This is a genomic window from Rhodoferax sp. (assembly GCF_023701345.1).
Lineage (GTDB): Bacteria > Pseudomonadota > Gammaproteobacteria > Burkholderiales > Burkholderiaceae_C > Rhodoferax.
Map to the genome: position 1 here is coordinate 1 of NZ_JAMPXE010000025.1, position 23,196 is coordinate 23,196.

The 23,196-nt window shown below is 63.3% G+C and carries 24 protein-coding genes; 14 read left to right on the plus strand and 10 right to left on the minus strand.

Going from position 1 to position 23,196, the window contains the following annotated elements; all coding sequences use genetic code 11:
• Positions 1-59 precede the first annotated feature (59 nt).
• Entirely contained in the window at positions 60-479 is a 420-nt protein-coding gene (locus NDI87_RS05385; protein ID WP_296273778.1) for an RNA-binding domain-containing protein, read from the minus strand.
• A gap of 155 nt (positions 480-634) precedes the next feature.
• Positions 635-1,894 (minus strand): ATP-binding protein, encoded by a 1,260-nt coding sequence (locus tag NDI87_RS05390; protein ID WP_296273779.1) that lies wholly within the window; start codon positions 1,892-1,894, stop codon positions 635-637.
• Between the two features lie 203 nt (positions 1,895-2,097).
• On the opposite strand from NDI87_RS05390, the gene NDI87_RS05395 reads away from it, so the two are divergent.
• The 5 genes from NDI87_RS05395 (at position 2,098) to NDI87_RS05415 (ending at position 6,041) form a co-directional block, all read left to right on the plus strand.
• Positions 2,098-3,183: a crosslink repair DNA glycosylase YcaQ family protein gene (locus NDI87_RS05395; RefSeq protein WP_296273780.1), complete on the plus strand. Its 1,086-nt coding sequence runs from the start codon at positions 2,098-2,100 to the stop codon at positions 3,181-3,183.
• A 74-nt stretch (positions 3,184-3,257) separates the two neighbouring features.
• Entirely contained in the window at positions 3,258-3,638 is a 381-nt protein-coding gene (locus tag NDI87_RS05400; protein ID WP_296273781.1) for a VOC family protein, read from the plus strand.
• 109 nt (positions 3,639-3,747) lie between these two features.
• Entirely contained in the window at positions 3,748-4,995 is a 1,248-nt protein-coding gene (locus tag NDI87_RS05405; RefSeq protein ID WP_296273782.1) for a DUF4172 domain-containing protein, read from the plus strand.
• The gene (locus NDI87_RS05410; protein WP_296273783.1) at positions 4,992-5,735 is read left to right on the plus strand and encodes a tRNA-uridine aminocarboxypropyltransferase; all 744 of its coding nucleotides are present in this window, start codon (positions 4,992-4,994) and stop codon (positions 5,733-5,735) included. Before NDI87_RS05405 ends, NDI87_RS05410 begins: the two co-directional genes overlap by 4 nt.
• 39 nt (positions 5,736-5,774) lie before the next feature.
• Positions 5,775-6,041 carry a hypothetical protein gene (locus NDI87_RS05415; RefSeq protein WP_296273784.1) on the plus strand — a complete coding sequence of 89 codons (267 nt, stop codon included), beginning with the start codon at positions 5,775-5,777 and terminating at the stop codon, positions 6,039-6,041.
• 2 nt (positions 6,042-6,043) lie between these two features.
• Here the strand turns inward: NDI87_RS05415 and NDI87_RS05420 are convergent, their stop codons facing one another.
• The 5 genes from NDI87_RS05420 to NDI87_RS05440 form a co-directional block, all read right to left on the minus strand.
• Positions 6,044-6,727 carry an ankyrin repeat domain-containing protein gene (locus tag NDI87_RS05420; RefSeq protein WP_296273808.1) on the minus strand — a complete coding sequence of 228 codons (684 nt, stop codon included), beginning with the start codon at positions 6,725-6,727 and terminating at the stop codon, positions 6,044-6,046.
• Positions 6,728-6,775: 48 nt separating this feature from the next.
• Positions 6,776-7,267: a heme-binding protein gene (locus tag NDI87_RS05425; RefSeq protein WP_296273785.1), complete on the minus strand. Its 492-nt coding sequence runs from the start codon at positions 7,265-7,267 to the stop codon at positions 6,776-6,778.
• Positions 7,268-7,400: 133 nt separating this feature from the next.
• The gene (locus NDI87_RS05430) at positions 7,401-8,027 is read right to left on the minus strand and encodes a response regulator (protein ID WP_296273786.1); all 627 of its coding nucleotides are present in this window, start codon (positions 8,025-8,027) and stop codon (positions 7,401-7,403) included.
• The gene (locus NDI87_RS05435) at positions 8,024-9,496 is read right to left on the minus strand and encodes an ATP-binding protein (protein WP_296273787.1); all 1,473 of its coding nucleotides are present in this window, start codon (positions 9,494-9,496) and stop codon (positions 8,024-8,026) included. Before NDI87_RS05435 ends, NDI87_RS05430 begins: the two co-directional genes overlap by 4 nt.
• A 31-nt stretch (positions 9,497-9,527) precedes the next feature.
• Positions 9,528-10,346 carry a helix-turn-helix transcriptional regulator gene (locus NDI87_RS05440; RefSeq protein ID WP_296273788.1) on the minus strand — a complete coding sequence of 273 codons (819 nt, stop codon included), beginning with the start codon at positions 10,344-10,346 and terminating at the stop codon, positions 9,528-9,530.
• Between the two features lie 101 nt (positions 10,347-10,447).
• Here NDI87_RS05440 and NDI87_RS05445 point away from each other — a divergent pair, with 101 nt between their 5' ends.
• On the plus strand, positions 10,448-11,380 hold the full coding sequence (locus tag NDI87_RS05445) for a DMT family transporter (protein WP_296273789.1): 933 nt from the start codon (positions 10,448-10,450) through the stop codon (positions 11,378-11,380).
• 548 nt (positions 11,381-11,928) lie between these two features.
• Here the strand turns inward: NDI87_RS05445 and NDI87_RS05450 are convergent.
• Positions 11,929-13,092: a DNA alkylation repair protein gene (locus tag NDI87_RS05450; RefSeq protein WP_296273790.1), complete on the minus strand. Its 1,164-nt coding sequence runs from the start codon at positions 13,090-13,092 to the stop codon at positions 11,929-11,931.
• Positions 13,044-13,940 carry an EamA family transporter RarD gene (rarD, locus tag NDI87_RS05455; protein WP_296273791.1) on the minus strand — a complete coding sequence of 299 codons (897 nt, stop codon included), beginning with the start codon at positions 13,938-13,940 and terminating at the stop codon, positions 13,044-13,046. The genes NDI87_RS05450 and rarD overlap by 49 nt, the downstream gene beginning before the upstream one ends.
• 132 nt (positions 13,941-14,072) lie before the next feature.
• On the opposite strand from rarD, the gene NDI87_RS05460 reads away from it, so the two are divergent.
• The 8 genes from NDI87_RS05460 to NDI87_RS05495 all read left to right on the plus strand — a co-directional run bounded on the left by NDI87_RS05460 (position 14,073) and on the right by NDI87_RS05495 (position 22,176).
• Positions 14,073-14,954, plus strand: coding sequence for a PA4780 family RIO1-like protein kinase (locus NDI87_RS05460; protein WP_296273792.1), 882 nt, complete (start codon positions 14,073-14,075; stop codon positions 14,952-14,954).
• 25 nt (positions 14,955-14,979) lie between these two features.
• Positions 14,980-15,684, plus strand: a complete 705-nt coding sequence (locus NDI87_RS05465; RefSeq protein WP_296273793.1) for a glutathione S-transferase N-terminal domain-containing protein — start codon at positions 14,980-14,982, stop codon at positions 15,682-15,684.
• Between the two features lie 142 nt (positions 15,685-15,826).
• Positions 15,827-17,122 carry an acetyl-CoA hydrolase/transferase C-terminal domain-containing protein gene (locus tag NDI87_RS05470; RefSeq protein WP_296273794.1) on the plus strand — a complete coding sequence of 432 codons (1,296 nt, stop codon included), beginning with the start codon at positions 15,827-15,829 and terminating at the stop codon, positions 17,120-17,122.
• Positions 17,123-17,179: 57 nt separating this feature from the next.
• Complete coding sequence (locus NDI87_RS05475; protein WP_296273795.1) at positions 17,180-18,328, plus strand: homoserine O-acetyltransferase; 1,149 nt, start codon at positions 17,180-17,182, stop codon at positions 18,326-18,328.
• Positions 18,325-18,918: a methionine biosynthesis protein MetW gene (gene metW / locus NDI87_RS05480; RefSeq protein WP_296273796.1), complete on the plus strand. Its 594-nt coding sequence runs from the start codon at positions 18,325-18,327 to the stop codon at positions 18,916-18,918. Before NDI87_RS05475 ends, metW begins: the two co-directional genes overlap by 4 nt.
• Positions 18,915-19,967 carry an AbrB family transcriptional regulator gene (locus tag NDI87_RS05485; RefSeq protein WP_296273797.1) on the plus strand — a complete coding sequence of 351 codons (1,053 nt, stop codon included), beginning with the start codon at positions 18,915-18,917 and terminating at the stop codon, positions 19,965-19,967. Before metW ends, NDI87_RS05485 begins: the two co-directional genes overlap by 4 nt.
• Positions 19,968-20,038: 71 nt before the next feature.
• Entirely contained in the window at positions 20,039-20,707 is a 669-nt protein-coding gene (locus tag NDI87_RS05490; RefSeq protein ID WP_296273798.1) for a response regulator, read from the plus strand.
• Positions 20,707-22,176, plus strand: a complete 1,470-nt coding sequence (locus tag NDI87_RS05495) for a sensor histidine kinase (protein ID WP_296273799.1) — start codon at positions 20,707-20,709, stop codon at positions 22,174-22,176. Before NDI87_RS05490 ends, NDI87_RS05495 begins: the two co-directional genes overlap by 1 nt.
• A gap of 42 nt (positions 22,177-22,218) precedes the next feature.
• Here NDI87_RS05495 and NDI87_RS05500 read toward each other — a convergent pair whose 3' ends face one another.
• Positions 22,219-23,079, minus strand: a complete 861-nt coding sequence (locus NDI87_RS05500; RefSeq protein ID WP_296273800.1) for a methylglyoxal synthase — start codon at positions 23,077-23,079, stop codon at positions 22,219-22,221.
• Positions 23,080-23,196: the final 117 nt, after the last annotated feature.

Consider the following 23,196-nt stretch of genomic DNA (forward strand, 5'->3'; position numbering starts at 1 on the left):
CCACCAGCACCGCCTTGCCATGGATGGTTTCAGTGTTGATTTCCACGCGCACCGGCTGGTTAAAGCTGTTGCGGCATTGGGTGGCGATGTCGGTGCTGAGCTTTTCCGGGTGGTCGATGCCTTCCACCTTTCCATGAACACAGCTTTCGAGCTTGTTGTGGGGTCGACTTCAGTCGACCTGGCCGAATGAATTCGGCCCCACAGGGTTCAAGGTCCGTGTGCGGTAGCGGGCCGGGTACGGGGGGCTCGTAAGCAGGGAACAGCGCCTGATCTTCACGCACCACACCCAGCAGCAGCCAGCCGCCGCCCAAACCTGGCTCGTTGGCAAAGGCACAGATGGTTTCCAGAATGGACTTGCCAACTTCGGAGGCGCGCTTGGCCTCGATGTGCTCGTTTTCATCGAGCAGGTTGAGGCTTTCCAGGAGTTCAAGGGCGCTCACGCGGTGACCTCTTGCGCGCAGAAGGCCTGGTGGACACATGTATGCTGTGACGGGCAAGCCGGGCTGCCCAACCAAGCTGCAATAGTCCAGATGGCGTTGGCGAGTGCGTAACTTTTGCTCATGCTTTGATTTTCACACTTCTTCTCTGGGTGAATACCGGGTGCAGCAGTGGCGGGCTACACCATGACCTCGCACTACCCCTGCCACAACAGCGACACCGGCCCCGCGTGCAGTTTCTCGTCAAACGGTGTGATTTGGTCGTGGTCGTGCAACACCAGGCCTTGCACAAACTTGTCCCCCACAGCGGCTTGCAGCTGGCGCAGGCCGCGCAGGTCTTGTGGGCGCACCGTGGCGGAGGCCTTGACCTCAATACCGACAACGCGTCCGTGCCGATCTTCCAGCACCAGGTCCACCTCGTCCTGGTCCTTGGTTCGAAAGTGCGAGACGCGCAGGCGTTTGTCCGACCAGGTGATGAGCTTGAGCACTTCAGACACCACAAAGTTTTCCAGCAACGGACCGTAGGGGGTGCGGTCTTTCTGAAGCGCGCTGGCCGTGGCTTCACGCAGCGCGGCAAGCAGGCCGCTGTCCAGAAAATGCAGCTTGGGGGTTTTGGTCAGGCGGCTGACGGCGTTGTGGGACCAGGGCGGCACCAGTTTTAGCAGAAATAGCCGCTCCAAAATGCCGACGTATTTCTGCGCCGTTGGCACGGTCAGGCCCAGCGCCGCGCCATAACTGCTGTGGTTGACCAGTTGCCCGGCATGAGCCGCCAGCACATCGAGCAAACGCGGCAAACGGTCAAGCTGGTCGATGTTGGCAATGTCACGGACATCGCGGTCAAGAATAAGAGCCACGTAGTCTTGCAACCAGGCCTGGCGTCGGCTGGCACTGGTGCGGCGCAGGGCCTCGGGGTAGCCACCATTGAGCACGCGCGCCATCAGCGCATCGCCCACCACGGGGTTGACCACGGCGGGCAAGCCCGCACCTTCAAACAGCCGGTGAAGCAGGTCGCCGGGCGTGCCAGCCATTTCGGCTTGGGCAAAGGGCAGCAGGGTGATGACCTCCAGCCTGCCCGCCAACGAGTCGGCCACCAGCGGCATGGCCATGAGGTTGGTGGAGCCGGTCAACAGGAAACGACCCGGCGTGGGGTCTTTGTCCACACTTTCCTTGATGGCCAAAAGCAGCTCGGGGGCACGCTGGACTTCGTCAATAACGGCCTGCTTCAAACCGCGCACGAACCCTGTGGGGTCTGAGCGCGCAGATGCCAGCGTGGCGGCGTCATCCAGTGTGAGGTAGGGGCGCTCAGGACTGGCGAAGAGCCGCGCCAGCGTCGTTTTGCCCGCTTGACGCGGACCAACGACCAGCACCACGCGCGTGTCTTGCAAGGCGGTGGCGATTTTGGCCTGCACATGACGGCTGATGGCGGTGGTGCCTGGGGGGGGAATGTCAGTGCGCATACCTTGAGTTCGTTGGGTGATGAATTCCGACCAATTAGAACTCAAAGTCTGACTGATTTAAAGCAAAACATTGTCTAACTTAAATTATCTTGCCATTTTCGTATGCAAACAATCGCCCGGTGCACTGACGGTGTAAATTCGACTTGACGTTTAACCATTGGAGAGGTCGCCGTGCAAGTCAATGAAGTCTTTCAAGAGGCCGTGTGACAAAACCCATCACCACAGTCGACTTGCGGCGCTACGCCGTGGCACGCACCCTGTTCGCGCCAACCACCTTGGCCAAGGCGATCACCCGGCTGGGCTTTGTGCAGGCCGACCCGATCCGGGCGCCGGCCCGGGCGCAAGACCTCACGCTGCGCCACCGCGTCAAAGGCTACTGCGCGGGCGACCTGGAACGGCGCTACGCGGCGCTGGACATCGAAGAAGACTTCTTCGTCAACTACGGCTTCTTGCCGCGCGCCACGCAGGCACTCATGCACCCACGCACGCCCAAGACGGCGCTCACCGCGGCCCGGCGCAAACAGATGGACGCCGTGCTGGCCTTTGTGCAGGCGCACGACGTGGTGCACCCGCGCGCGGTGGACGCGCACTTTGCCCACGGCAAATCGCGCAACTGGCTTGGTGGCTCCAGCAATGCCAGCACGCAGTTGCTCGATGACATGCATTACCGCGGCCTGCTGCGTATTGCAGGGCGCGTCAGTGGCGTGCGGACTTATGCCGTGCGGATCGCGCCCGATGAAGCACCCGATCCGCAACAGGCCATGGACGCGCTGGTGGATGTCATCGTGCACAAATACGCACCGCTGCCCGAGCGGTCTTTGGGCGAGTTGATCAACCACCTGCGCGGCGGCACACCCCAATGGGCGCACTTGCGCAGCGACGCCTTGGCCCGTGCCAAAGTGCGCCTGGCCAATGGCGTGGTGGACGGCCAGACCTACTACTGGAGCGCCACGGAAAACCCCGCCTCGCGCCGCCACGCGCCGGATGACGCCGTGCGCTTGCTGGCCCCGTTCGATCCCCTGGTGTGGGACCGCCGTCGCTTCGAGCATCTGTGGGCCTGGGCTTATCGGTTTGAGGCCTACACACCCGCAGCCAAACGCGTGCGCGGCTATTACGCGCTACCGCTGTTGTGGCGTGACCAGGTGATAGGGTGGGGCAATGTGTCGGTGACCGGTGGGCAAATGCGCGCCGACCTGGGTTTTGTCGCGGGCAAACCACCGCGCGACGCAGGCTTCAGCCTGGCGCTTGCGGCCGAGCTGGCCCGCCTGCGGGCGTTTTTGAGCCTCTGAAATTGCCCAAGCCCGCCATCCATTACCATCCCCCGGTCCCATTTCGCCCGCTACCGGGCTCTTACGGAGAATTTATGTTCAGTCATGTGATGCTTGGTACCAATGACCTTGAGGTCTCGAAGAAGTTTTACGACGCGGTGCTCGGCACGCTGGGCATTGGCCCGGGGGTGGCCAACAAGAACCGTTATTTCTACCGCAGCCCCACCGGCCTGTTTGGCATCACCACACCCATCAATGGCAAGCCCGCGACGCACGGCAATGGCAGCACCATCGGCTTCAACGCGGCATCCGCAGAGCAAGTGGATGTCTTCCACGCCGCCGGTGTGGCCAACGGCGGCACCACCTGTGAAGACCCGCCGGGGTTCCGCGAAGGCGGGGCGGTCAAGCTGTACCTGGCGTACCTGCGCGACCCCGACGGCAACAAGCTTTGCGCCTTGTACCGGCCTGCCAAATAGACCAAAGCGCGCCGTCGCTGGCCGCTGTTTAAGCAGATCTGCCGATTCATGAGGCGTATTCTTCAAAATACACATCACTTTTTGAGCCGTATTGCATAAAATGCGCCTCATGCCCACCCAAGCCTCTCCAACCCAGCCCGGCGCCATCTGGCAGCAGGCCGCTTGGCCGACGCTGGCCTTTGACGCGGCAAGCCTCGCGCCTGACCTGGACCTGGCGCGCTTGGCGCAGGGCAAGTTGCTGGGGCTGCTGGACGCCATCGGTCTGGGTCAGGCGCAAGCGCTAAGGCAGGAGTTATGGGTGCAAGAAGCCCTGGCCACGGCGGCGATTGAGGGGCAACAGCTCAACCTGGCGTCGGTGCGGTCTTCGGTGGCGCACCGGCTGGGCTTGGCAGACGCGCCCGGCCATGACCGCGATGTCGAGGGTTTGGTGCTGGTGATGCAGGATGCGGTTGACAACTGCCAGACTCCGCTGAACCTGGACCGTTTGTGTCGCTGGCAGGCGGCTCTGTTTCCGGGCGGCACATCAGGCATCACCCGCATCGTGGTGGGTCGTTTGCGCGACCACGCGGACGCCATGCAAATCGTCAGCGGCCCCATGGGACGCGAGCTGGTGCACTACGCCGCGCCGCATTCCAGCCAGGTGGCCGACGAGATAGATAAGTTCCTGACCTGGTTTGAGGCAAGCCGCCCGCGCGTTGGTGCAGTGCCCAGCCTGCATGGCATCGTCCGCGCGGCAGTGGCGCACCTGTGGTTTGAATCGATCCACCCGTTTGAAGACGGCAATGGTCGGCTGGGGCGCGCTGTGGTGGACATGGCTTTGGCGCAAGATATGTTGGCACAAGACTTGAGTGCCACTCTGGCCCAGATGCGCGTGTTTGGCATGGCGCGCCAGATGCTCAAAACCCGCTCCGCCTATTACGACGCACTTAATCTGGTCCAGCGCAAGCCCTTGCTTCTGTCCGACGGCAGCGCCATTGACGTGACATCGTGGGTGCAATGGTTTGTGCATGCGTTTACACAAGGCTGCGTCAGCTCGCAAGCGGTGGTGCGCCAGGCGGTGGACAAGTCCGCCTTTCGCGTCAAAGCCGCAGCGTGTGACCTGAATGCGCGGCAACACAAAATTTTGGGCCGCTTGTTGGAGGCCGGCAACACCGAATTGGGTGGCGGCTTTTTGGGCGGCATGACCACCGACAAGTACGCCAAGATCACCGGCGCGTCCAAAGCCACGGCCAGCCGGGATCTGACAGATCTGGCGGCCAAAGGGCTGCTGCGCGTGGAAGGCGTGGGCAAGGCCACACGCTACGCTGTCACGGTGCCAGGCTGGCTTCAGCCCGTCGTGTCAGAAGCCCAGCCATGACCCACGCCGTCTCCCGCCTGCGCGCGGCTCGCCTGGCGCGCGCTGTCAAACCTTTTCGTGCCCGTGGCGGCCCGAGTGAGCGCTGCCCCGGTTGCCGGGTGATGCACAGCCACTGCCTGTGCGCCTTGCGCCCCAACGTGCCCACGCGTGCCGGCATGTGCCTGCTGATGGCCGACATCGAGCCGCTCAAGCCCAGCAACACCGGCTGGCTGATTGCCGATGTGGTGGCCGACACCTTTGCTTTTGGCTGGGCCCGCACCGAAGTGGACCCGGACTTGCTGGTGCTGTTGGCCGACCCGCAATGGCAGCCCTATGTGGTGTTCCCCGGCGAGTTTGTGGCGCCCGAGCGTGTCGTCACCGCGTTGCTGCCCGAGCTTGCCACCGAAGGACAACGCCCCAAGCGTCCGCTGTTTGTGCTGCTGGACGCCACCTGGTCCGAGGCCGGCAAGATGTTTCGCAAGAGCCCCTACCTGAACCAATTTCCGGTGCTCAGCCTGCACCCGGAGCAGATCTCCAACTACCGCCTGCGCCGCTCCAGCCGCACGGACCACTTTTGCACCTCCGAGGTGGGCGCCCTGTGCCTGGCGCTGGCCGGTGAGCCCCACGCGGCCGAGGTGCTGGACGCTTATCTGGAGGTGTTTACCGACCATTACCTGCAGGCCAAAAACCAGCAGCCGCTGGATCGGGAAGATGCGGTGCACCAGCGCTTGCGGGATTTGGGTTTGAATTTGCCGAAGTAAGCCACAGGGCGACAATCACCCCAACACAAAGAGCCCCCCATGACCCAAGACCAGAATCCCCCCAACGAATTGAAGACACCAGGACTGTGCGACGCCTGCGCCGGCATCCAGCGCAACTGGCGCCGCGCGCCCGGTCATGCCGAGCTGATGCAGGGCGTCAACCGCAAGGAGCCGCGCCGCCACGGAGCGGTCACCGTCACCCGCTACGTGTGTGAACGTTGCGCCGCGGTCTGGGATTACGAGAACGACAAGAACAACCCGCACGCCGGTTGGTCCTTGCTGGGTCACCTGGACCCCGCCGACTGAGCTTATCTGGCGCCGGCCTGCGCCAGCAGGGTGACCATGGCCGAATAGCCCCGGGTTTTGGCCAGAGTCAGCGGCGTGTTGCCCTCGCGGTCGGTCAAGCGGATGCTGGCGCCGGCCGCCAGCAGCGCGCGCACGACTTCCTGGTGCCGTGGACCGCCATTGCCGAGCACGATGGCTTCGATCAGCGCCGTCCAGTGCAGGTTGTTGACATGGTCCAGCGGCGCGCCGGCGGCAATCAGTTGTTTGACCACGCCATCGTGACCCAGATGGGCGGCCGCGATCAGCGCGGTGCCGTCGTAACGGCTGGTGGTCAGTTTGGCGCTCGCTCCGAGGCCGAGCAACACGCGCAGGGTTTCTTCATCGTCCGCCACCGCGGCGATGGTGACGGCGTCATAACGGTCGTTTTCCAGCAGTTCAAGATCGGCACCGGCCTGGGCCAAAACACGAATCAGCTCGCGCTGCCTGGCGTGAGTGGCAATATGGACTGCGGTGCGGCCGTACGGGTCACGCGCATTCACGTGAACACCTGCGGCCAGCAGTTTTTTGGCCTTGATGAGGGCGCCCTGATGCGCCGCGGCAAACAAGCCGGTGTAGCGCGCCGCCTCCAGCGCACTGGGCGCCACCTGGGCCTGTGCTGCTGATGTCAGTGAGGCCATGGCAATCAGTGCCGCCATCGGCCAGGCCATCCAGTGGGTCGTATTTGCCATGGTCTGTTCTCGAATTGTTTCAGGCGCTTACTTGAGCATGTCCTGCACGCTGGCAATACCCGCCAGGGCACACTTTTCGTCCAGATGACCGGCTGGCGCACCGCCCACACCGACCGCGCCGATCACCTCGTCTCCCACCTTGACCGGCACGCCCCCGCCCAGCAGCAGGTAGCCCGGAATCATGGCCACATGGGTTGATGCGGGGTTCTTTTGCACACCCTCCCACATCGCCAGCGTGGTGTTTTTACCCGAGGCCGAGGTAAATGCCTTGGCCTGGCTGGCGGCCAGCGTGTGCGGGCCGGCATTGTCGGCACGAAAAACAGCACGCACACCACCGGCGCGGTCGACCACGGTGGCGGTCACGTTGAGCTTGTCGGCACTGCAGGCCGCCACGGTGGCCGCTGCGATTTTGCTGGCCAGCTCGAGCGACATGTTTTTCTCGACACGAACGCCCTCGGCGCTGGCGCCAAGGGTGGCAAGTGACAGGACGAGGGCGGTGGCGCAATGAATGGAACGCATGGTTTTTCTCCAGAAAAGGTGGGTGCTGAAGCAACTGTTCAAACCCTGAAGTAAATGTAGATAAACCGGGGTGCGCCGGCCATTCGTGCGGCTACGCGCCGGGCTCCGTAGTTCTACGGAGCACCCGTTTGCGTCAGGAGTCGGCTTCGGCCGCCAGAGCGGCGTAGTGGCGTATCAGGTGCGCCAGCGATTCCACCTGCAGCTTGGCAAACAGATTGGCGCGGTGGCTTTCCACCGTGCGCGGCGACAGGGTCAGGGCACGGCCGATTTCCTTGTTGGTCAGGCCCTCGACGATCAGCCCCAGCACCTCGCGCTCACGCTCCGACAACTGCGCGTAGCGCTCACGCGCCTGCCGGTCTGCCTGGTGCCGCTCACGCGAACGCACATGCAGGCGCACGGCGTTTTGCAGCGCTTCGAGCAGCACCTCGTCGTCCACCGGTTTTTCCAGAAACTCGGTGGCGCCAGACTTGAAGGCGCGCCGGCACAGCTCCACCGTGCCGTGCCCGGTCAGCATGATGACCGGCTGGTCCACGCCCTGCGCCACCAATTGATCGAGCACCGTCAGGCCGCTGATGCCGGGCATACGCACGTCGAGCACGATGGCGCCGATGCCCTGGCGGTCAAAGCTGCGCATGAACTCCTGCGGGTCGGCCCAGGCCTGCACGCGCAAGCCCACGGTGCCGATCAACAGCGCCAAACCGGCGCGCACGGCCTCGTCGTCGTCAATCAGGTGAATCAGCGGTGACAGCGGCGCGCTCATGGTCGGTTCGCCAGTGGCAATGTCAGGACAAAGATGGCGCCGCGCGGCACGTTGGCTTGTGCTCTCAGCTGCCCGCCCATGCCGCTGGCCAGGGTTTCGCACAGGCTCAAGCCCAGACCCAGCCCGCCCTCGCGGGTGGTAAAAAACGGCTCGAACACATGGGGCAAAGTGTCCGGCGTTATGCCCGGGCCGGTGTCGACCACGCGCAGCACACCCATGCCATGGGCCGCGCCAATGTGGATGGCAAGCTGGCGCTCGCTGGCGGGCACGCTGTCGAGCGCCTGCAAGGCATTGGTGATCAGGTTGTGCACGATTTGCTCCAGCGCCACACGTTCGGCCAGCACCCGGGCGGGTTGCTCGATGTGCACGCTTGTGACCACCCCGCGGCGCTGGCACTCGGGCTCCAGCAGGTCAAGCGCCGAGCGCACCGCCTGCGCCAGGTCCACCGTCTGGCCCGTCGCTGCGGGCGCGGCTTGCTCCACGGTGCGGCGCAAGCGGCCCAACACCTCGGTGGCACGGCGCGCCTGCGCCACCGCCTGGTCCATGGCCTGCAGCGCCGTGGGTAGCTCGCCGGGGTCGTCCTGCAACAAGCGCTTGGCGGCCTGGGTGTTGGCCAGAATCGCGGTTAGCGGCTGGTTCAGTTCATGGGCCATGCCGGCAGCCAGTTCGCCCAGGGTATTCAGGCGGGCCACTTGCCCCACGCGCAGCAAGGCCTCGGCACGGCGGCGTGCGCTGCGCTGGCGTTGCCAAGCCGACCAGGCTGCCAAAACGGCCGCCACCGCGAATGTCCACAGCGCCATGGCAAGCCAGGGCAGCTCCTGCCAGCCGACTTGGCGCAGGGCGACCACATCGAAGGGCTGGCTCTGGCTGTCCAGATGCTTGCGAAACGCAAAACGCCAACCCTGCGCGGTGATGCGACCCGCTTGCACCACAAAAGCCTGGCCCGCGTGCTCCAGGGTGACCCGCACCGGGCTGGTCTGCACCGGCATCGACCAGTCACTCCAGGGAATGGTGCCGTGGATGTCGATCAGCAGGGCATAGCTGGCGGGTTGTGCTGCCAGCACCAGTTGGTAACGACCGCGTGCTGATCTGAAATCAGGATTGGCCAGCACGGCAGCACGAGTTTGGCGCGATAACTTTTCGGCCTCGTCCAGGCTGGGGTCAGGCCAGGCGGCACCAGCATCGCGCCGCTGCACACTCAGGATCTGCGGGTACACCGAGGACAAACGCTGCTCCGCAGACTCGGCACCGCCAGGCGGCGCAGGGGGTTGCAGCAGGACCAGGGTGGCCAGCACCGCCTCTTGTTGCACCACGCGCTGGCTCAGCAGGCGGTGGCTGATGCGGGCGTCGGTCTCGAACGCCTCACGCAACTGTGCCAGCTCGTTGCGGGCCAGCAGCACACTCCCGACCAATGAGATCACGAACCAGGCAAAAAGCCGCGGTCCATAGACTTTAAGAAGGTGAGGCATGGGCAATTTTTGCATACAACACGATAAACGGTTACGGCTTGCGCCACGATGGTTTCGTCCTGCCCGCGCTGCCCTTGCGAAACTCGTCGGGCGTCGCGCCGGCCAGCCGCTTGAACATGGTGATGAACGCGGACGCACTGCCATAACCCAGGTCGAGTGCGATGGTCTCCACCGTTTGACCACGCTCCAGCAGCGCCATGGCCCGGACCACGCGCAAGCGCTGGCGCCACTGCGCCAGACTGAGCCCCAGATCGCGCTGACAGCGGCGCATCAGGGTGCGCTCGGTGGTGTTGGCCTGCCCCGCGAGTTCGGCCACCGAGCGGTTGTCACCCGGGTTGGCCTGCAGCAGGCGCAGCACGGCGCCCAGGGCCGGGTCTTCGGAGGTGGGCAGGTAGCTGCCGGCACGCGGCGCGGCAATGAGCTGGTCCAGCAGCACTTGCAGCAGGCGGGCTTCGGCGGGCGTGTCGTTCAAATGGGCGGGTTGCGCGCGCAGGTGGTCCAGCAGGGCGCGCACCAGCGGGCTGACGGTGAGCGCGCAAGGCTCTGCGGGCAGCCCTGCGCACAGGGCGGCCGAAATATAAAGCGAGGCATGGTGCGCTTCCTGCCGGTTCAGCCCCACGTGCGCCAGGTCTGGCGGCAACCACAGGCCATACTGCGGTGGTGCCAGGTAGTGGTGATCGGCCACCTTGACTTCCATGACGCCGCTGAACGCATAGACAAACTCACCCCAGGCGTGCTGGTGCAGCGGATAAATGCCTTCAGCGGGCTCGTAGACGCTACGAAACATGATGGGCGCCGGCAAGGCGGGGCTGGCCAGGGGAATGTCGAGCTTGGGGCGAAGAATGCGCATGTTTTGTCGGTTACGGCCTATGCTTTGTCTGTTTTGAACTATATCAATGAAAGCCGTCACCCCAATAATGCAGCCTCCGCTCCAACTTCCATGCCGTACCGATGAACACTCGCCAAGCCCTCGACAGCACCGCCATCAGCCTCATGGTGGTGCTGTGCGCCACGTGGGGCCTGCAGCAAGTGGTGCTGAAGGCCACGGCGGCCGACATTGCACCCGTCATGCAAATCGGGCTGCGCTCGGGCGTGGCGGCGCTGCTGGTGGGACTGGTCATGTGGTGGCGCAAGGAGCCCATGAACCTGCGCGACGGCACGCTGCGCCCCGGCGTGGTGGTAGGGCTGCTATTTGGCGTGGAGTTTTTACTGGTGGCTGAAGGGCTGCGTCACAGCAGCGCCTCCCACATCCTGGTGTTTTTGTACACCGCACCCATATTTGCCGCGCTGGGCCTGCATTGGAAATTACCCAGCGAGCGGCTGGGCCCGGTGCAGTGGCTGGGCATTGTGCTGGCCTTTGGCGGCATTGCCTATGCTTTTCTGGGGCGCAACACAACTGCCAATGCATTGCCTGACAACGCGCTGTGGGGTGACTTTTTGGGCCTGCTGGCTGGCGTGGCCTGGGCTGCCACCACCGTGGTGGTGCGCTGCTCCACCTTGTCCAGGGCACCGGCGACGCAAACCCTGCTGTACCAGCTGATCGGCGCTTTTGTGTTGTTGCTGGCCGGCGCCTTCATGACCGGCCAGGCCCGCTTCAACCCCACACCGCACGTCTGGGCCAGCCTGGTCTTTCACTCGGTGGTGGTGTCGTTTGCCAGCTATCTGGCCTGGTTCTGGTTGTTGCGCCATTACCTGGCGTCACCGCTGGGTGTGTTCTCATTCCTCACGCCCCTGTTTGGCATTGTCTTTGGCGCCTGGCTGCTGTCGGAGCCGATCGAGCCAAGCTTTTTGCTCGGCGCCGTGCCGGTGCTGATCGGCATCGTATTGGTGAGTGGGGGTGACTGGGTAACGCAGCAGTGGGCGGGCCGCTTCAAAACCTCGTGAACCTGCGGTTACTGGTGATCATTGCCAATATAGTTTGAGACTGCGCAATAAAGTCTGCGACAAGCTGCTTTTAACCGACCGTTTGCAAGCTCCAATCCGGTAAGTCGACGGTCAGCGCGACGCTTGGAATTGATCCGATTTCTCCAGACCGGCCGTTCCCGATGCGGGTCCAATCTGATTATTCTCCGCTCCTAAAAAACCGGTGACCCCCAACGCCTTTGGCTCCCACATTTGCCTTGTCGAACTTCCGCGGACCCGGAAGCGACATTCGACTTGCAGAACTGGTCGCTCCAAACCAGCCTTTGGAATTGACATGCCGCCTTGAGTTACATGTTTGGGCACCTCCGCGACGTCCACAAAGGCGACTGATCGGCCTTCAATATCAGGAAATTAATTTACTCAGAACCGGGTACTGGCGACGACCACGGCCGAGAAGCCGGGTGAATCCTGCAGCACATTGGCACGGTGCGCTTGCACCAGCGCGGCCTGCATACCAGTACATGCCGCCACGCACATGGGCGGCCTCTTCCAAAGCCTCGAAAACGGCCTCATGGTTTGAGCAACTCAAATGCCCCCAAGGCCTGAGCCTTGCCGTTCAGCATCACATCCACCCGGTGAACCCCAGGGTAATGTTTGCGGGTGGTCATTTCTGCCAGGGACAGCGTCTTGGCCAGTGCAGCGGTTTGACCAGGCGCCAGTTCCAGGGCTTTGAGCTTGAACACCTTGGCGCTGGTCTGGCCACTGGCCTTGACGTAGTGCACCGCCATGTCCACCAGCACACGTTGCGCCTGCGTGTGGGTGTTGGTCACCTCAAATGAAATGTTCAATGCGCCCCCCATCACCGGCCGGACGGGTTGGATCTGCGTATTGCCCACCGCCACCTGCGCCGTATTGCCAAACCCCAGCACCTTGAGCGCACCAGCTTCCCCGCGTTTAACAGCCGAGCGCAGCGCGTGGCCGACGATCCAGGCACGCTCTGCGCTGGCATCTTTCAGCCAGGCCTGCGCCGTGCTGGCCAGAACCTGTGGGTGGTCCTTGCCAATGTCGTTGAGGTTGTTGGCCACCGAGCGCCGCACATACAGCGCGGGGTCATCCTTGAGCAACTCCAGCAGCGCCAGCACCGGCGCCGGGTCGGCCTGAAACTGGCGCAAACGCGGTGCCCAGGGCAGCCGGGGGCGCGTGCCTTCTGACACCAGGCGGCGTACCTGCGGACTCGGGTCAGCCGTCCATTTGTTAAGCTGGCGCAGCGTGGCCTGGGTGTGCTGCTCAAGAAAGGGGCGGATGCTGAACTCGGCGGTGAAGCGTTGCGTCAAGGCATGCTGTGCCCGCATCGACAGCTCAAAATGCGCCAGACCGTACTGCGCCACAAACATGGTGTGCGGCAGGTACAGAAACGACCCCAGGCTCAGGCTGGGGTCCCGGTCATGCGGCTGGTCGAGCGAGTCGAGCAAGATGGCGATCGCCCGCGGATAGTCGTCCGGCAAATGGCGGCGCAAGGCCTGGGCGATTTTTTTGCCGCGCGGCATCAGTTCAAGCGCGTCATACCCGTCGAGCACTTCGGTCACAAAGCGCCGGCTATTGAAGGCCGGATACACCGCAGAGATCATGGCGGCAATGGCACGCGGCACGTCAGCGCCGTATTGGTTTTTGAGCGCTTCAGCCATCAGCCCACGACCGAAGACGGTTTTAGAAGCGGCTTGCGGCTGTTCCACAGGCTGTCCAGGCTGTAAATCACCAAAGCCAGCCAGATCAGGTAAAAGCCGATGGCGCGCGCGGGGTCAAAGGCTTCGCCGTACAGCCACACCCCCAAGCCCATCTGCAGGCTGGGCGAGATGTACTGCAGGACACCCAGCGTGGCCATCGGGATGCGCCGCGCACCGGCGGCAAACAGCAGCAGCGGCACAGCAGTCAGCGGCCCGGCCAGCAACAGCCAGCCCATGGTGGGCGCATCGCCCTGCACCAGCGCACCTTGCCCGTGCCAGGCCCACCACAGCAACAGCCCCAGGGAAAACGGTGCAAACAGCAGGGTTTCGAGCGTCAGGCCTTCCAGCGCGCCCAGCGCGGCCACCTTGCGCAGCAGGCCGTAGATGCCAAAGGTGAACGCCAGCACCAGCGCCACCCAGGGCAGACGCCCGGCCTGCAGCGTGAGCCACAACACCCCGGCGCCAGCCACGGCCACCGCCAGCCACTGCACGGGGCTTGGACGCTCCTTTAAAAAAGCAAAGCCAAAAGCCGCATTGACCAGTGGCAGGATGAAGTAGCCCAGGCTGGCATCGACCACATGGGCGTTCTGCAGCGCCCACACATACACCGACCAATTCACGGATAACAACAGGGCAGACAGACCAAATGCCGCCAGCACCCTGGGCTGGCGGGCCACGTCGCGCAACCAGGCCCAGCGCCTGAGCACGGTCAGCACACACAACAGAAACAGCAGCGACCACAGCATGCGGTGCATCACCACCTCGAACGGGTTGACATGGCCAAGCAGTTTGAAAAAGGCCGGAAACAGGCCCCAGGCGGTATAGGCCAGCAAGGCGTAAAGTACACCAGAATTCATGGATGGAAGAGGCTCACGGGCTTGTGTGTTAAGGGTTGAAACAAGGTGCTGAGTCTAGAGCCAAGGCCTTAGCTGGCATCGTGACATGGCCGGGGAACGACAATCCGGCCAACTCCACCGCACCAACCCTCCATGAAACCACCCGCCAGACTGCAATCCCTCATTGAAGAAGGCCTGATCGACAGCGTGGTGCGCCAGCTCATGAGCGGCAAGGAGGCCATGGTCTTCGTGGTGCGCTGCGGCGACGACACCCGCTGCGCCAAGATCTACAAGGAAGCCACCCAGCGCAGCTTTCGCCAGGCGGTAGACTACACCGAAAACCGCAAGGTCAAGAACTCGCGTTCCGCCCGCGCCATAGCCAAGGGCAGCAAATTTGGCCGCCAGGAGCAGGAAGCCGCCTGGCAAAGCGCCGAGGTCGACGCGCTCTACCGCCTGGCCGCAGCCGGTGTGCGGGTGCCACAGCCCTACAACTTTTGCGACGGTGTGCTGCTGATGGAGCTGGTGACCGATGCCAACGGCGACGCCGCCCCGCGCCTCAACGATGTGAGCTTTACCCCCGAGCAGGCGTTAAAACACCATGCCACCTTGATCACCGAGGTGGTGCGCATGTTGTGCGCGGGCGTGGTGCACGGGGATTTGTCGGAGTTCAACATCCTGCTGGCCCATGGCGCGGGGCTGGACGACGTTGCGGGGGTGGACTTTCCCGTCATCATTGATCTGCCGCAGGCGGTGGATGCCGCCGGCAACAACCACGCGCAGCGCATGCTGCTGCGCGACGTGGCCAACCTGCGCGACTTCTTTGGCCAGTTTGCGCCCGAACTGCTGGCCACCCAGTACGGCCCCGAGATCTGGAGCCTGTACCAGGCCGGTTTGCTCAGCAATGCGTCGGTGCTGACCGGCCGCTTCGAGCGTACGCAAGCCAGTGTCGACATGCAGGCCGTGCTGCGTGAAATTGACGATGCCCGGGCCGATGACGCGGCGCGCAGGCTGCGCATGCAGACGGCGCTAACATAGTCCGCGTTGAACCCAAGGAGCCTGTATGACCGATCTCTCTGCTTTTGCCATCACCCGCAAATGGCCTGCAAAACATCCTGATCGGCTGCAGCTTTACTCGCTGCCCACACCGAACGGCGTGAAAGTGTCGATCATGCTGGAGGAAACCGGCCTGCCCTATGAGGCGCACCTGGTCAGTTTTGAGACGCAGGACCAGTTGTCACCCGAGTTCATCGCCACCTTTCCGAACAACAAGATCCCCGCCATCCTCGACCCCAACGGCCCCGGTGGCCAGCCGCTGGCGCTGTTCGAGTCCGGTGCCATCCTGCTGTACCTGGCCGAAAAGTCCGGGCAATTTCTGCCGCTCGACGCCACAGCCCGGTACCAGACAATCCAGTGGCTGATGTTCCAGATGGGCGGCATTGGCCCGATGTTCGGGCAAGTGGGATTCTTCACGATTTTTGCCGGCAAGGACTTTGAAGACAAGCGCCCGCGCGAGCGCTACGTGCTTGAGGCCCGGCGCCTGCTGGGCGTGCTGAACCAGCGGCTGGAACACCGCGCCTGGGTCATGGGCGATACCTACACCATCGCTGACATCGCCATCTTTCCGTGGGTGCGCAACCTGATCGAACGCTACCACGCGGGCGATCTGGTGGGCATGCAGGATTTTGCCCATGTGACGCGGGCGCTGGCGGCATTTGTGGCGCGGCCCGCCGTGCAGCGCGGGCTGACGGTGCCGCAAAGGGCTTGAGTCCATCCGGACGCTGGATCGGTCGAAAGTTTGCCAGGCAAGTAGTCCCATGTCAGGGTACTGTCCATCTGCTGGGTTACCCTGAAGACAGCAAACGTAGCGCATACTGTCCCCGCCACATTCACCTGACAAGGAAAGCCTTATGTCATTCCAAACCCTGTACCAAAGCAAACGCGTCAGCCCTGACGACGCCCTGGATCAACTGCGCAATGGCGATTTCATCATCGTGCCCACCGGGGTTGGCGAGCCACCGACGCTGCTGGCGGCCCTCTCGGAGCAGCGCCGACGCTTTCGCGATATCAAGGTGGCGCAGATCCTGGCGGTGCGCAAATTTGACTATTTCGACCCCGAAACGGCTGACCATGTGCGCCACATGGCATTTTTCTTTGGCGGCGCGTCGCGCGCGGGCGGGCAAAGCGGTGCGATTGATTTCATCCCCTGCAGTTTCTCCGACATCCCGGTCATGATCCAGCGCGGCCAGATCCCGGCAGATGTTGTTTTTTCTATGGCCTCGCCAATGGATGAGAAGGGCTTTTTCTCGCTCAGCCTGGGCGCCGACTACACCATGGCCGCCGTGGCCAAGGCGCGCGCCATCGTGCTGGAAGTGAACCCGAATGTGCCGTTTGCCTACGGCAATTGCCATGTTCATATTTCACAAGTCAGCGCCCTGGTGGAAAGCAGCGAGCCGGTGCTGGAAGTCGGCCTGCCAAAAATAGGCCCGGTGCAGCAGGCCATCGGCAAGTACGTGGCCGACATGATCGACGATGGCGCCACCCTGCAGATTGGTTACGGCGGCATTCCCGATGCAGTGGTGATGCAGCTGGCCGGCAAGCACGACCTGGGCATCCACACCGAGATGATCGGCGACGGCATTCTGACCCTGATCGAAAGCGGCGCCATCACCAATCGCAAAAAGACCTATCTGCCCGGCAAAATGGTGGCCACGTTCGCCCTCGGTTCGAAAAAACTGTACCAGTTCATGGAGCGCAACCCGACGCTGGAAATGCACCCCGCAGACTTCACCAACGACCCTTATCTGGCCGCACAAAACGACAAATTAGTGGCGATCAATGCCACGCTGCAAATTGATTTGCTGGGCCAGTGCGGCTCGGAAAGCCTGGGCCCCATACCTTACTCGGGCACCGGTGGCCAGGTGGATTTTGTGCGCGCCGCCAACCGCTCGCGTGACGGCAAGGCGTTCATCGTGTTGCCCGCAACCGCCAAGGACGACACCTTGACGCGCATCGTGCCCACGCTGACGCCGGGCACCCACGTCACCACCGGCAAGAATGACATCAATTACGTGGTCACCGAATTCGGCGTGGCCCAGTTGCGCGGCAAATCAGCGAAACAGCGCGCGCAGGAAATGATCGCCATTGCGCACCCGGATTTCCGTGCCGAATTGACCGAAGGCGCCAGGCGACTGAACCTGCTTTGACGGTTCGGGAAGGCATGACGGGCGCTTTATACTCAAACCAAGCGCCTTTCAAACCCTATGAACGTAACTTCCCAGTCCATGCATTTTGCGGCCGCTTTGCCTTTGCAAAGTGGGGCCTCCATTCGGGAATACGACCTCAGTTTCGAGACCTACGGCACGCTCAACGCCGACCGGTCCAACGCGGTGCTGATCTGCCACGCCCTGAACGCCTCGCACCATGTGGCCGGCAGCTATGCGGGCCAGGACAAGTCCGAAGGCTGGTGGCACAACATGATCGGGCCGGGCAAACCGCTCGACACCGAGCAGTTTTTTGTCATCGGTGTCAACAACCTGGGCTCGTGTTTTGGCTCCACCGGCCCGATGCACACCCACCCCGACACCGGGCGCGTTTATGGCGCCGACTTTCCGGTGGTCACGGTCGAAGACTGGGTCAACGCGCAAGCCCGGCTGCTCGACGCCCTGGGCATCCAGACGCTGGCCGCCGTGATGGGCGGCAGTTTGGGCGGCATGCAGGCGCTGAGCTGGGCACTGCAATACCCGGACCGGGTGCGCCACGCCGTGGTGATTGCCAGCGCGCCCAACCTGACGGCGGAAAACATCGCCTTCAACGAAGTCGCCCGGCGCGCCATCCAGACCGACCCCGACTTTCATGGCGGCCATTTTTATGAGCATGGCATGGTGCCCAAACGCGGCCTGCGCATTGCCCGCATGATCGGCCACATCACCTATCTCAGCGACGACGTGATGAACGAGAAGTTTGGCCGCCAGTTAATCGCGGCCAGCCAGGGCACGACGGAACGCGACTATTTTTACAGCACGCTGGAGGCCGAGTTCCAGATCGAGAGTTACCTGCGTTACCAGGGCGACAAGTTTGCCGAGTACTTTGATGCCAACACCTACCTGCTGATCACCCGGGCGCTCGACTACTTTGACCCGGCGCGCGCTTATGAAGGCAATTTGAGCCTGGCGCTGGCGCGTGCCACGTCCAAATTCTTGCTGGTGAGCTTTACCACCGACTGGCGCTTTGCCCCCAAGCGCAGCCGCGAGATCGTCAAGGCGCTGCTCGACAACAAGCGCGACGTCAGCTACGCCGAGATCAACGCACCCCACGGGCATGACGCCTTTTTGCTCGACGATGCCCGCTACATGGGCGTCATACGCTCCTATTTCAACAGTGTCGTCAAACCAGCCGGGGAGGCCGCATGAGCGCCAGCGCCCGGGTCAACGCCACCCAGCTCGCCATTGCCGAATTGGTACCCCCAGGCTCACGGGTGCTCGACCTCGGCTGCGGCAACGGGGCCATGCTGGCGCACCTGATTGAAGCGCGCGGCTGCAGCGGCTACGGCATCGAGATCGACGACGCCAATGTGCAGGCGTGTGTCACGCGCGGCGTCAACGTGATCCAACTCAACCTGGACGAAGGCCTGTCCACCTTTGCCGACGCCAGCTTTGACGTGGTGCTGCAAATCGACACCCTGCAGCACCTGCGCAACGCCGAAGTGATGTTGCTGGAAACGGTGCGCGTGGGCCGCCTGGGCATTGTGGCCTTCCCCAATTTTGCCCATTGGCCCAATCGCCTGAGCATACTCACCGGGCGCATGCCGGTGACCAAGCGCCTGCCTTACCAGTGGTTTGACACCCCCAACATTCGCGTCGGCACCCACGCCGACCTGGGTGTGCTGGCCAGCCGCAATCGCTTGCTGGTGCAGGACAGCTTTGGCCTGCAGGACGGCAAGGTGGTGCGCCTGCTGCCCAACTTGCTGGCTGGCACCTCGGTGTACACGCTGTCCAGGTGAGTGCCGTCATTCCGCAGCGTTGGCGCTGGCTGGTCTTGCTGCTGTGCAGCGCCTTGCTGGGCGGCGTTTTGTACGCTTTGCACTTTCCCGCCGGGGTGTTGCTGGGCTGCATGTTGGCGGGCATTTTGATGTCGGTGCAGTGGGGCCGACTGGACCTGCCCAAGCCTTTTTTCATGCTGGCACAAGCGGTGCTGGGCTGTCTGATGGCGCAAAGCATGCGCCCCCCGGCACTCACCAAGGTGCTGGCAGATTGGCCACTGTTTTTGGGTATCAACCTGCTGGTGATCAGCGCCGGTGGCCTGCTGGGCTGGATGCTGGTGCGGCGCAAGGTGTTGCCCGGCACCACGGCGCTGTGGGGCATTGCGCCGGGCGCGGCCTCGGCCATGGTGCTGATGGCCGGGAGTTACGGCGCCGACATGCGGCTGGTCGCCTTCATGCAGTACACCCGCGTCGTGCTGGTCACGGCCGTGGCGGCCGGGGTGGCACATCTGACGATGACGGTGACCGCAACGCCTGCCATGCCAGTCGTGCCCGATCAGACCACCGACTTGCAGCATCTGTACCACTTGGGGGCCACCTTGCTGCTGATCGTTACGGCAGCGGCGGCGGCACAGCGCTGGAAAATTCCGGCCGGCGGCATGGTGCTGGCTTTGGTTGGCGGAACGGTTTTGCAAGCACTTGGTTTATTGGTGATCGAGTTGCCTGCCGCGTTGCTGGTGCTGGCCTACGCCGTGATCGGCTGGAGCGTGGGTTTGCGTTTCACCCGTGACATTTTGCTGCACGCCTGGCAGGTCCTGCCCATGGTGTTGGCGGCCATTGCTGCCCTGATGGGGCTGGGCCTGGTGCTGGCGCTGCTGCTGGTGCTGCTGGCCGGCGTGGCACCGCTGACCGCTTACCTGGCCACCAGCCCGGGCGGCGCGGATTCGGTGGTGGTGATCGCCGCCACCAGCGCGGTCGATGCCGGCTTTGTCATGGCCATGCAGCTGGTGCGTTTTTTGATGGTGCTGGTGTTGGGCCCCAGGGTGACGGCGTGGCTGGCCAAACAGTAAGCTGCCTTGCGCGTTGAGGCGTGGCGACCGAAGGTCTTAAACTTCAGCACCCATTCCAACACCTTCACCCCATGCGCATTCTTTTGGCGGAAGACGAACAGGCGCTGGCCACATGGCTGGTGCAGGCGCTGCAACAAAGCCAGTTCCAGGTCGACTGGGTCAACGACGGCCGGCTGGTGCGCCAAAGCCTCAAGTCCACCCGTTACGACGCGCTGATCCTCGACCTCGGGCTGCCCGGGCGCGACGGCCATGACGTGCTGGCCGATCTGCGCGATGCCGACCAACGCCTGCCGGTGTTGATTCTGACGGCGCGCGATTCGCTCATCGAGCGCGTCAGCACCCTGCGCGAAGGCGCTGACGACTTTCTGGCGAAACCGTTCGAGTTGGCCGAACTCGAAGCCCGGCTGCTGGCACTCATCCGCCGATCGCGCGGTAGCGATCACCCGCGTTTTGCCTGCGGACCGCTGGTCTATGACCCGGTCAGTCAGCAGTTGCTGCTCAAACATGTGCCCATGAGCCTGACGCCGCGCGAGCACGCGGCCTTGTGCGCCCTGGTGCAACACAGTGGCGAGCCGCTGTCCAAGCGCGACCTGATGGAACGCGTGTTTTCCGACGAGGTCGACGTGCAGCCCGAAGCCATCGAGGTGCTGGTGCACCGGCTGCGCAAGCGCCTGGAAAACACGCCGCTGCGCATCACCACGCTACGCGGCCTGGGCTACGTGCTGGAAAGCAACGACTGATGCTGGCAGCCCTGCACCGGCTGAGCCTGCGCCGCACGCTGCTGCTGGTGCTGTTGCCCGGCATGCTGCTGGTGATGGGGCTGGAAATTGTGGTGAGCTGGCGCACCGCTTTGGGTGCCGCCAACGCCGCCTATGACCGCTCGTTGCTGGGGGCCATCAAGTCGATGGATGCCAACATCTCCACCGCCAGTGGCGGCTTGTCGGTGGAGCTGCCCTACCGCATGCTGGAGTTTTTTGAGCTGACCGCCAATGGCCGGGTGTTTTACCGCGTGGCCAGCGGCGACGGACTGGTGGAAATCGGCAACGCCGACCTGCCCGCGCCACCTCGGCCGCTGGTCAATGGCCAACCGCAGTTCAGCGATGCGGTGTATTACGGCGAACCGATCCGGCTCGGTTCTTATGCCCGGGCGCTGGACCAGCCGCTCTCCAGCGGCTCCAACTCCAGCCAGGTGGTGATCCAGATTGGAGAAACCCTGGAAAGTCGCCAGGACTTCACCCGCCGACTGGTGATGGAGGCGCTGGCGCGCGATGTCTTGCTGCTGCTGGCCGGTGTGGCGCTGCTGGTCGCCGCCGTGAACTGGTCGTTGCGCCCGCTGCAACGCCTGCGCCAGGACGTCTTGCAGCGCGACCCGCAGGACCTGACCCCGCTGGCCAGCCACAACATCGCGCAGGACGTGCAGCCGCTGGTGGAAGCCATCAACCACCATGTGATGCGTTACCGCGAGGCCATGGAGGCGCGCCGCATGTTCATGGACGACGCTTCGCACCAGCTGCGCACGCCGCTGACCACACTGGCCACACAGGTCGGATTTGCCTTGCGTGAACCCGACCCGGTACTGATGAAACAAGCGCTGGTGGCGATCAAATTGCAGGTCGAAGAAACCGTGCGGCAAACCAACCAGATGCTGTCGCTGGCGCGCGCTGACACCATCGAGTGGCGCATGGAAACCTGCGATTTGGTGGCGCTGGCGCAAGAGGTCACGCGTGCGGCCTGGCCGCAAGCGCGGCAAAAGCAGATTGACCTGGGTTTTGAGCCCCTGGGTGGCGCACAAGCCGAGTTGAACGCGCACGCCGGCTTGCTCAAGGAGGCGCTGGCCAATGTGCTGCACAACGCCCTGCACCACACGCCGACAGGGGCCAAAGTGACGGTGCAAGCCGGTATCGAGCCTTTGGATTCGGCTGGCGAGGGTGGCCTGCAAGCCGTCCTGCGCGTCATTGACAACGGCCCCGGCATGTCGTCGGATGAGCTTGCGCGCGCCGGTGAGCGTTTTTTCCGGGGCAGCAGCCAGGTCAACGGCTCCGGGTTGGGCCTGGCCATTGCCAAAGCGGTGGTGGAGCGTCATGGCGGCACGTTAAGCCTGCGCGCCAGCAGCGCAGACCAAGGCGCGCCCGGTCTCACGGTGACACTGCAGTGGCCGGCGACGGTTCAAGTTGCTTCTGAAGACCCTGCTGCCCACGCCCTGCTTTGAGCTTGCGCTGACCCTGGCCCTGGTGCACCCACTGGCAGACTTTCAACCTGCAACCGCCTTTGCCCAGCGCCGGGTCATCTCGGGGGTATTGAAGCAAGTCGTGAATTCGCCCGCGCTGTAGACCGCACGGTCGAGCAATTGAATATCGGCCTCGTGTTGCCGCGCCACATGCGGATCTTCAAAAAAGATGACTTTCTGGCACCGTTTGTCCAGCACCAGTTCTGCAATTTGTGCATCCCCTCCCAAGGGGCCACTCTGGTAACAAGTGACCCAGGCTTGTGCTGCCGGCCAGCCTTTTGACCAGGCCATGGCGTTGAGCTGGCTGCCCGTGGTGCCGGTGGCGACCCGACCCGCGAAACGTGACAGCAAGTCAAAGTGCTCGGCCGCAAATTCCATCATCTCGGACTTGCGCGCGTCGTGCGCGATCAAGGCCACCACCTGCGATTCGAGCGCCCGGAATTGCTGCGCCACAGGGGAGGCATGGGCAATCAATCCGGCGGAGGCCATCTCCACCGCCACCCATTCGATGGCGCCGGCCAGGGTCGCGACAAAAGGCTTGCCGTGAATGACACATTGGCGCTTGAGTGCCTGTGTCTCAGGGTACATGGAGGTCGGGTTGACGGGGTCGATAAAGAAAAACACCCCGTCGATCACCGTCTCTGGCGTCAAACCACCCGCCGCACGAGACACGAGGCGCATCAAGCCCCCGTCGCGACCATGCCCCACCGAAACAACTTGATCACGCAGTAAATGGTTGATGACCAGCGTGTCATGCGCACCACCCGTGGCGTGTAATTGAAGGGCCAGGGTCTGCAAGTCCGCCTCGCACAACCTGGCCCAGCGCAGCAGCGTGCAGTCCGGTCCAAGGCGGTGCAGACGGTGGGCAATAAGTCCAAAATTCATGGTGAGCTCCAAAGCGTTATAGACAATGTATCTCCAATTCTTCGATGCCCAGGATTTCACACCACTTTAAGGGTTTCCCCTAGTTTTTGAGGCGCCGCGCTGAAAGCTGACTGACAG

Excerpts from the sequence above, each read along its gene's own strand:
- NDI87_RS05385 (WP_296273778.1), bottom strand. The coding sequence starts at position 479 with ATGTGTCCACCAGGCCTTCTGCGCGCAAGAGGTCACCGCGTGAGCGCC.
- NDI87_RS05390 (WP_296273779.1), bottom strand. The coding sequence starts at position 1,894 with ATGCGCACTGACATTCCCCCCCCAGGCACCACCGCCATCAGCCGTCAT.
- NDI87_RS05400 (WP_296273781.1), top strand. The coding sequence starts at position 3,258 with ATGTTCAGTCATGTGATGCTTGGTACCAATGACCTTGAGGTCTCGAAG.
- NDI87_RS05405 (WP_296273782.1), top strand. The coding sequence starts at position 3,748 with ATGCCCACCCAAGCCTCTCCAACCCAGCCCGGCGCCATCTGGCAGCAG.
- NDI87_RS05410 (WP_296273783.1), top strand. The coding sequence starts at position 4,992 with ATGACCCACGCCGTCTCCCGCCTGCGCGCGGCTCGCCTGGCGCGCGCT.
- NDI87_RS05415 (WP_296273784.1), top strand. The coding sequence starts at position 5,775 with ATGACCCAAGACCAGAATCCCCCCAACGAATTGAAGACACCAGGACTG.
- NDI87_RS05420 (WP_296273808.1), bottom strand. The coding sequence starts at position 6,727 with ATGGCCTGGCCGATGGCGGCACTGATTGCCATGGCCTCACTGACATCA.
- NDI87_RS05425 (WP_296273785.1), bottom strand. The coding sequence starts at position 7,267 with ATGCGTTCCATTCATTGCGCCACCGCCCTCGTCCTGTCACTTGCCACC.
- NDI87_RS05430 (WP_296273786.1), bottom strand. The coding sequence starts at position 8,027 with ATGAGCGCGCCGCTGTCACCGCTGATTCACCTGATTGACGACGACGAG.
- NDI87_RS05435 (WP_296273787.1), bottom strand. The coding sequence starts at position 9,496 with ATGCCTCACCTTCTTAAAGTCTATGGACCGCGGCTTTTTGCCTGGTTC.
- NDI87_RS05440 (WP_296273788.1), bottom strand. The coding sequence starts at position 10,346 with ATGCGCATTCTTCGCCCCAAGCTCGACATTCCCCTGGCCAGCCCCGCC.
- NDI87_RS05445 (WP_296273789.1), top strand. The coding sequence starts at position 10,448 with ATGAACACTCGCCAAGCCCTCGACAGCACCGCCATCAGCCTCATGGTG.
- rarD (WP_296273791.1), bottom strand. The coding sequence starts at position 13,940 with ATGAATTCTGGTGTACTTTACGCCTTGCTGGCCTATACCGCCTGGGGC.
- NDI87_RS05460 (WP_296273792.1), top strand. The coding sequence starts at position 14,073 with ATGAAACCACCCGCCAGACTGCAATCCCTCATTGAAGAAGGCCTGATC.
- NDI87_RS05465 (WP_296273793.1), top strand. The coding sequence starts at position 14,980 with ATGACCGATCTCTCTGCTTTTGCCATCACCCGCAAATGGCCTGCAAAA.
- NDI87_RS05470 (WP_296273794.1), top strand. The coding sequence starts at position 15,827 with ATGTCATTCCAAACCCTGTACCAAAGCAAACGCGTCAGCCCTGACGAC.
- NDI87_RS05475 (WP_296273795.1), top strand. The coding sequence starts at position 17,180 with ATGAACGTAACTTCCCAGTCCATGCATTTTGCGGCCGCTTTGCCTTTG.
- metW (WP_296273796.1), top strand. The coding sequence starts at position 18,325 with ATGAGCGCCAGCGCCCGGGTCAACGCCACCCAGCTCGCCATTGCCGAA.
- NDI87_RS05490 (WP_296273798.1), top strand. The coding sequence starts at position 20,039 with ATGCGCATTCTTTTGGCGGAAGACGAACAGGCGCTGGCCACATGGCTG.
- NDI87_RS05495 (WP_296273799.1), top strand. The coding sequence starts at position 20,707 with ATGCTGGCAGCCCTGCACCGGCTGAGCCTGCGCCGCACGCTGCTGCTG.
- NDI87_RS05500 (WP_296273800.1), bottom strand. The coding sequence starts at position 23,079 with ATGAATTTTGGACTTATTGCCCACCGTCTGCACCGCCTTGGACCGGAC.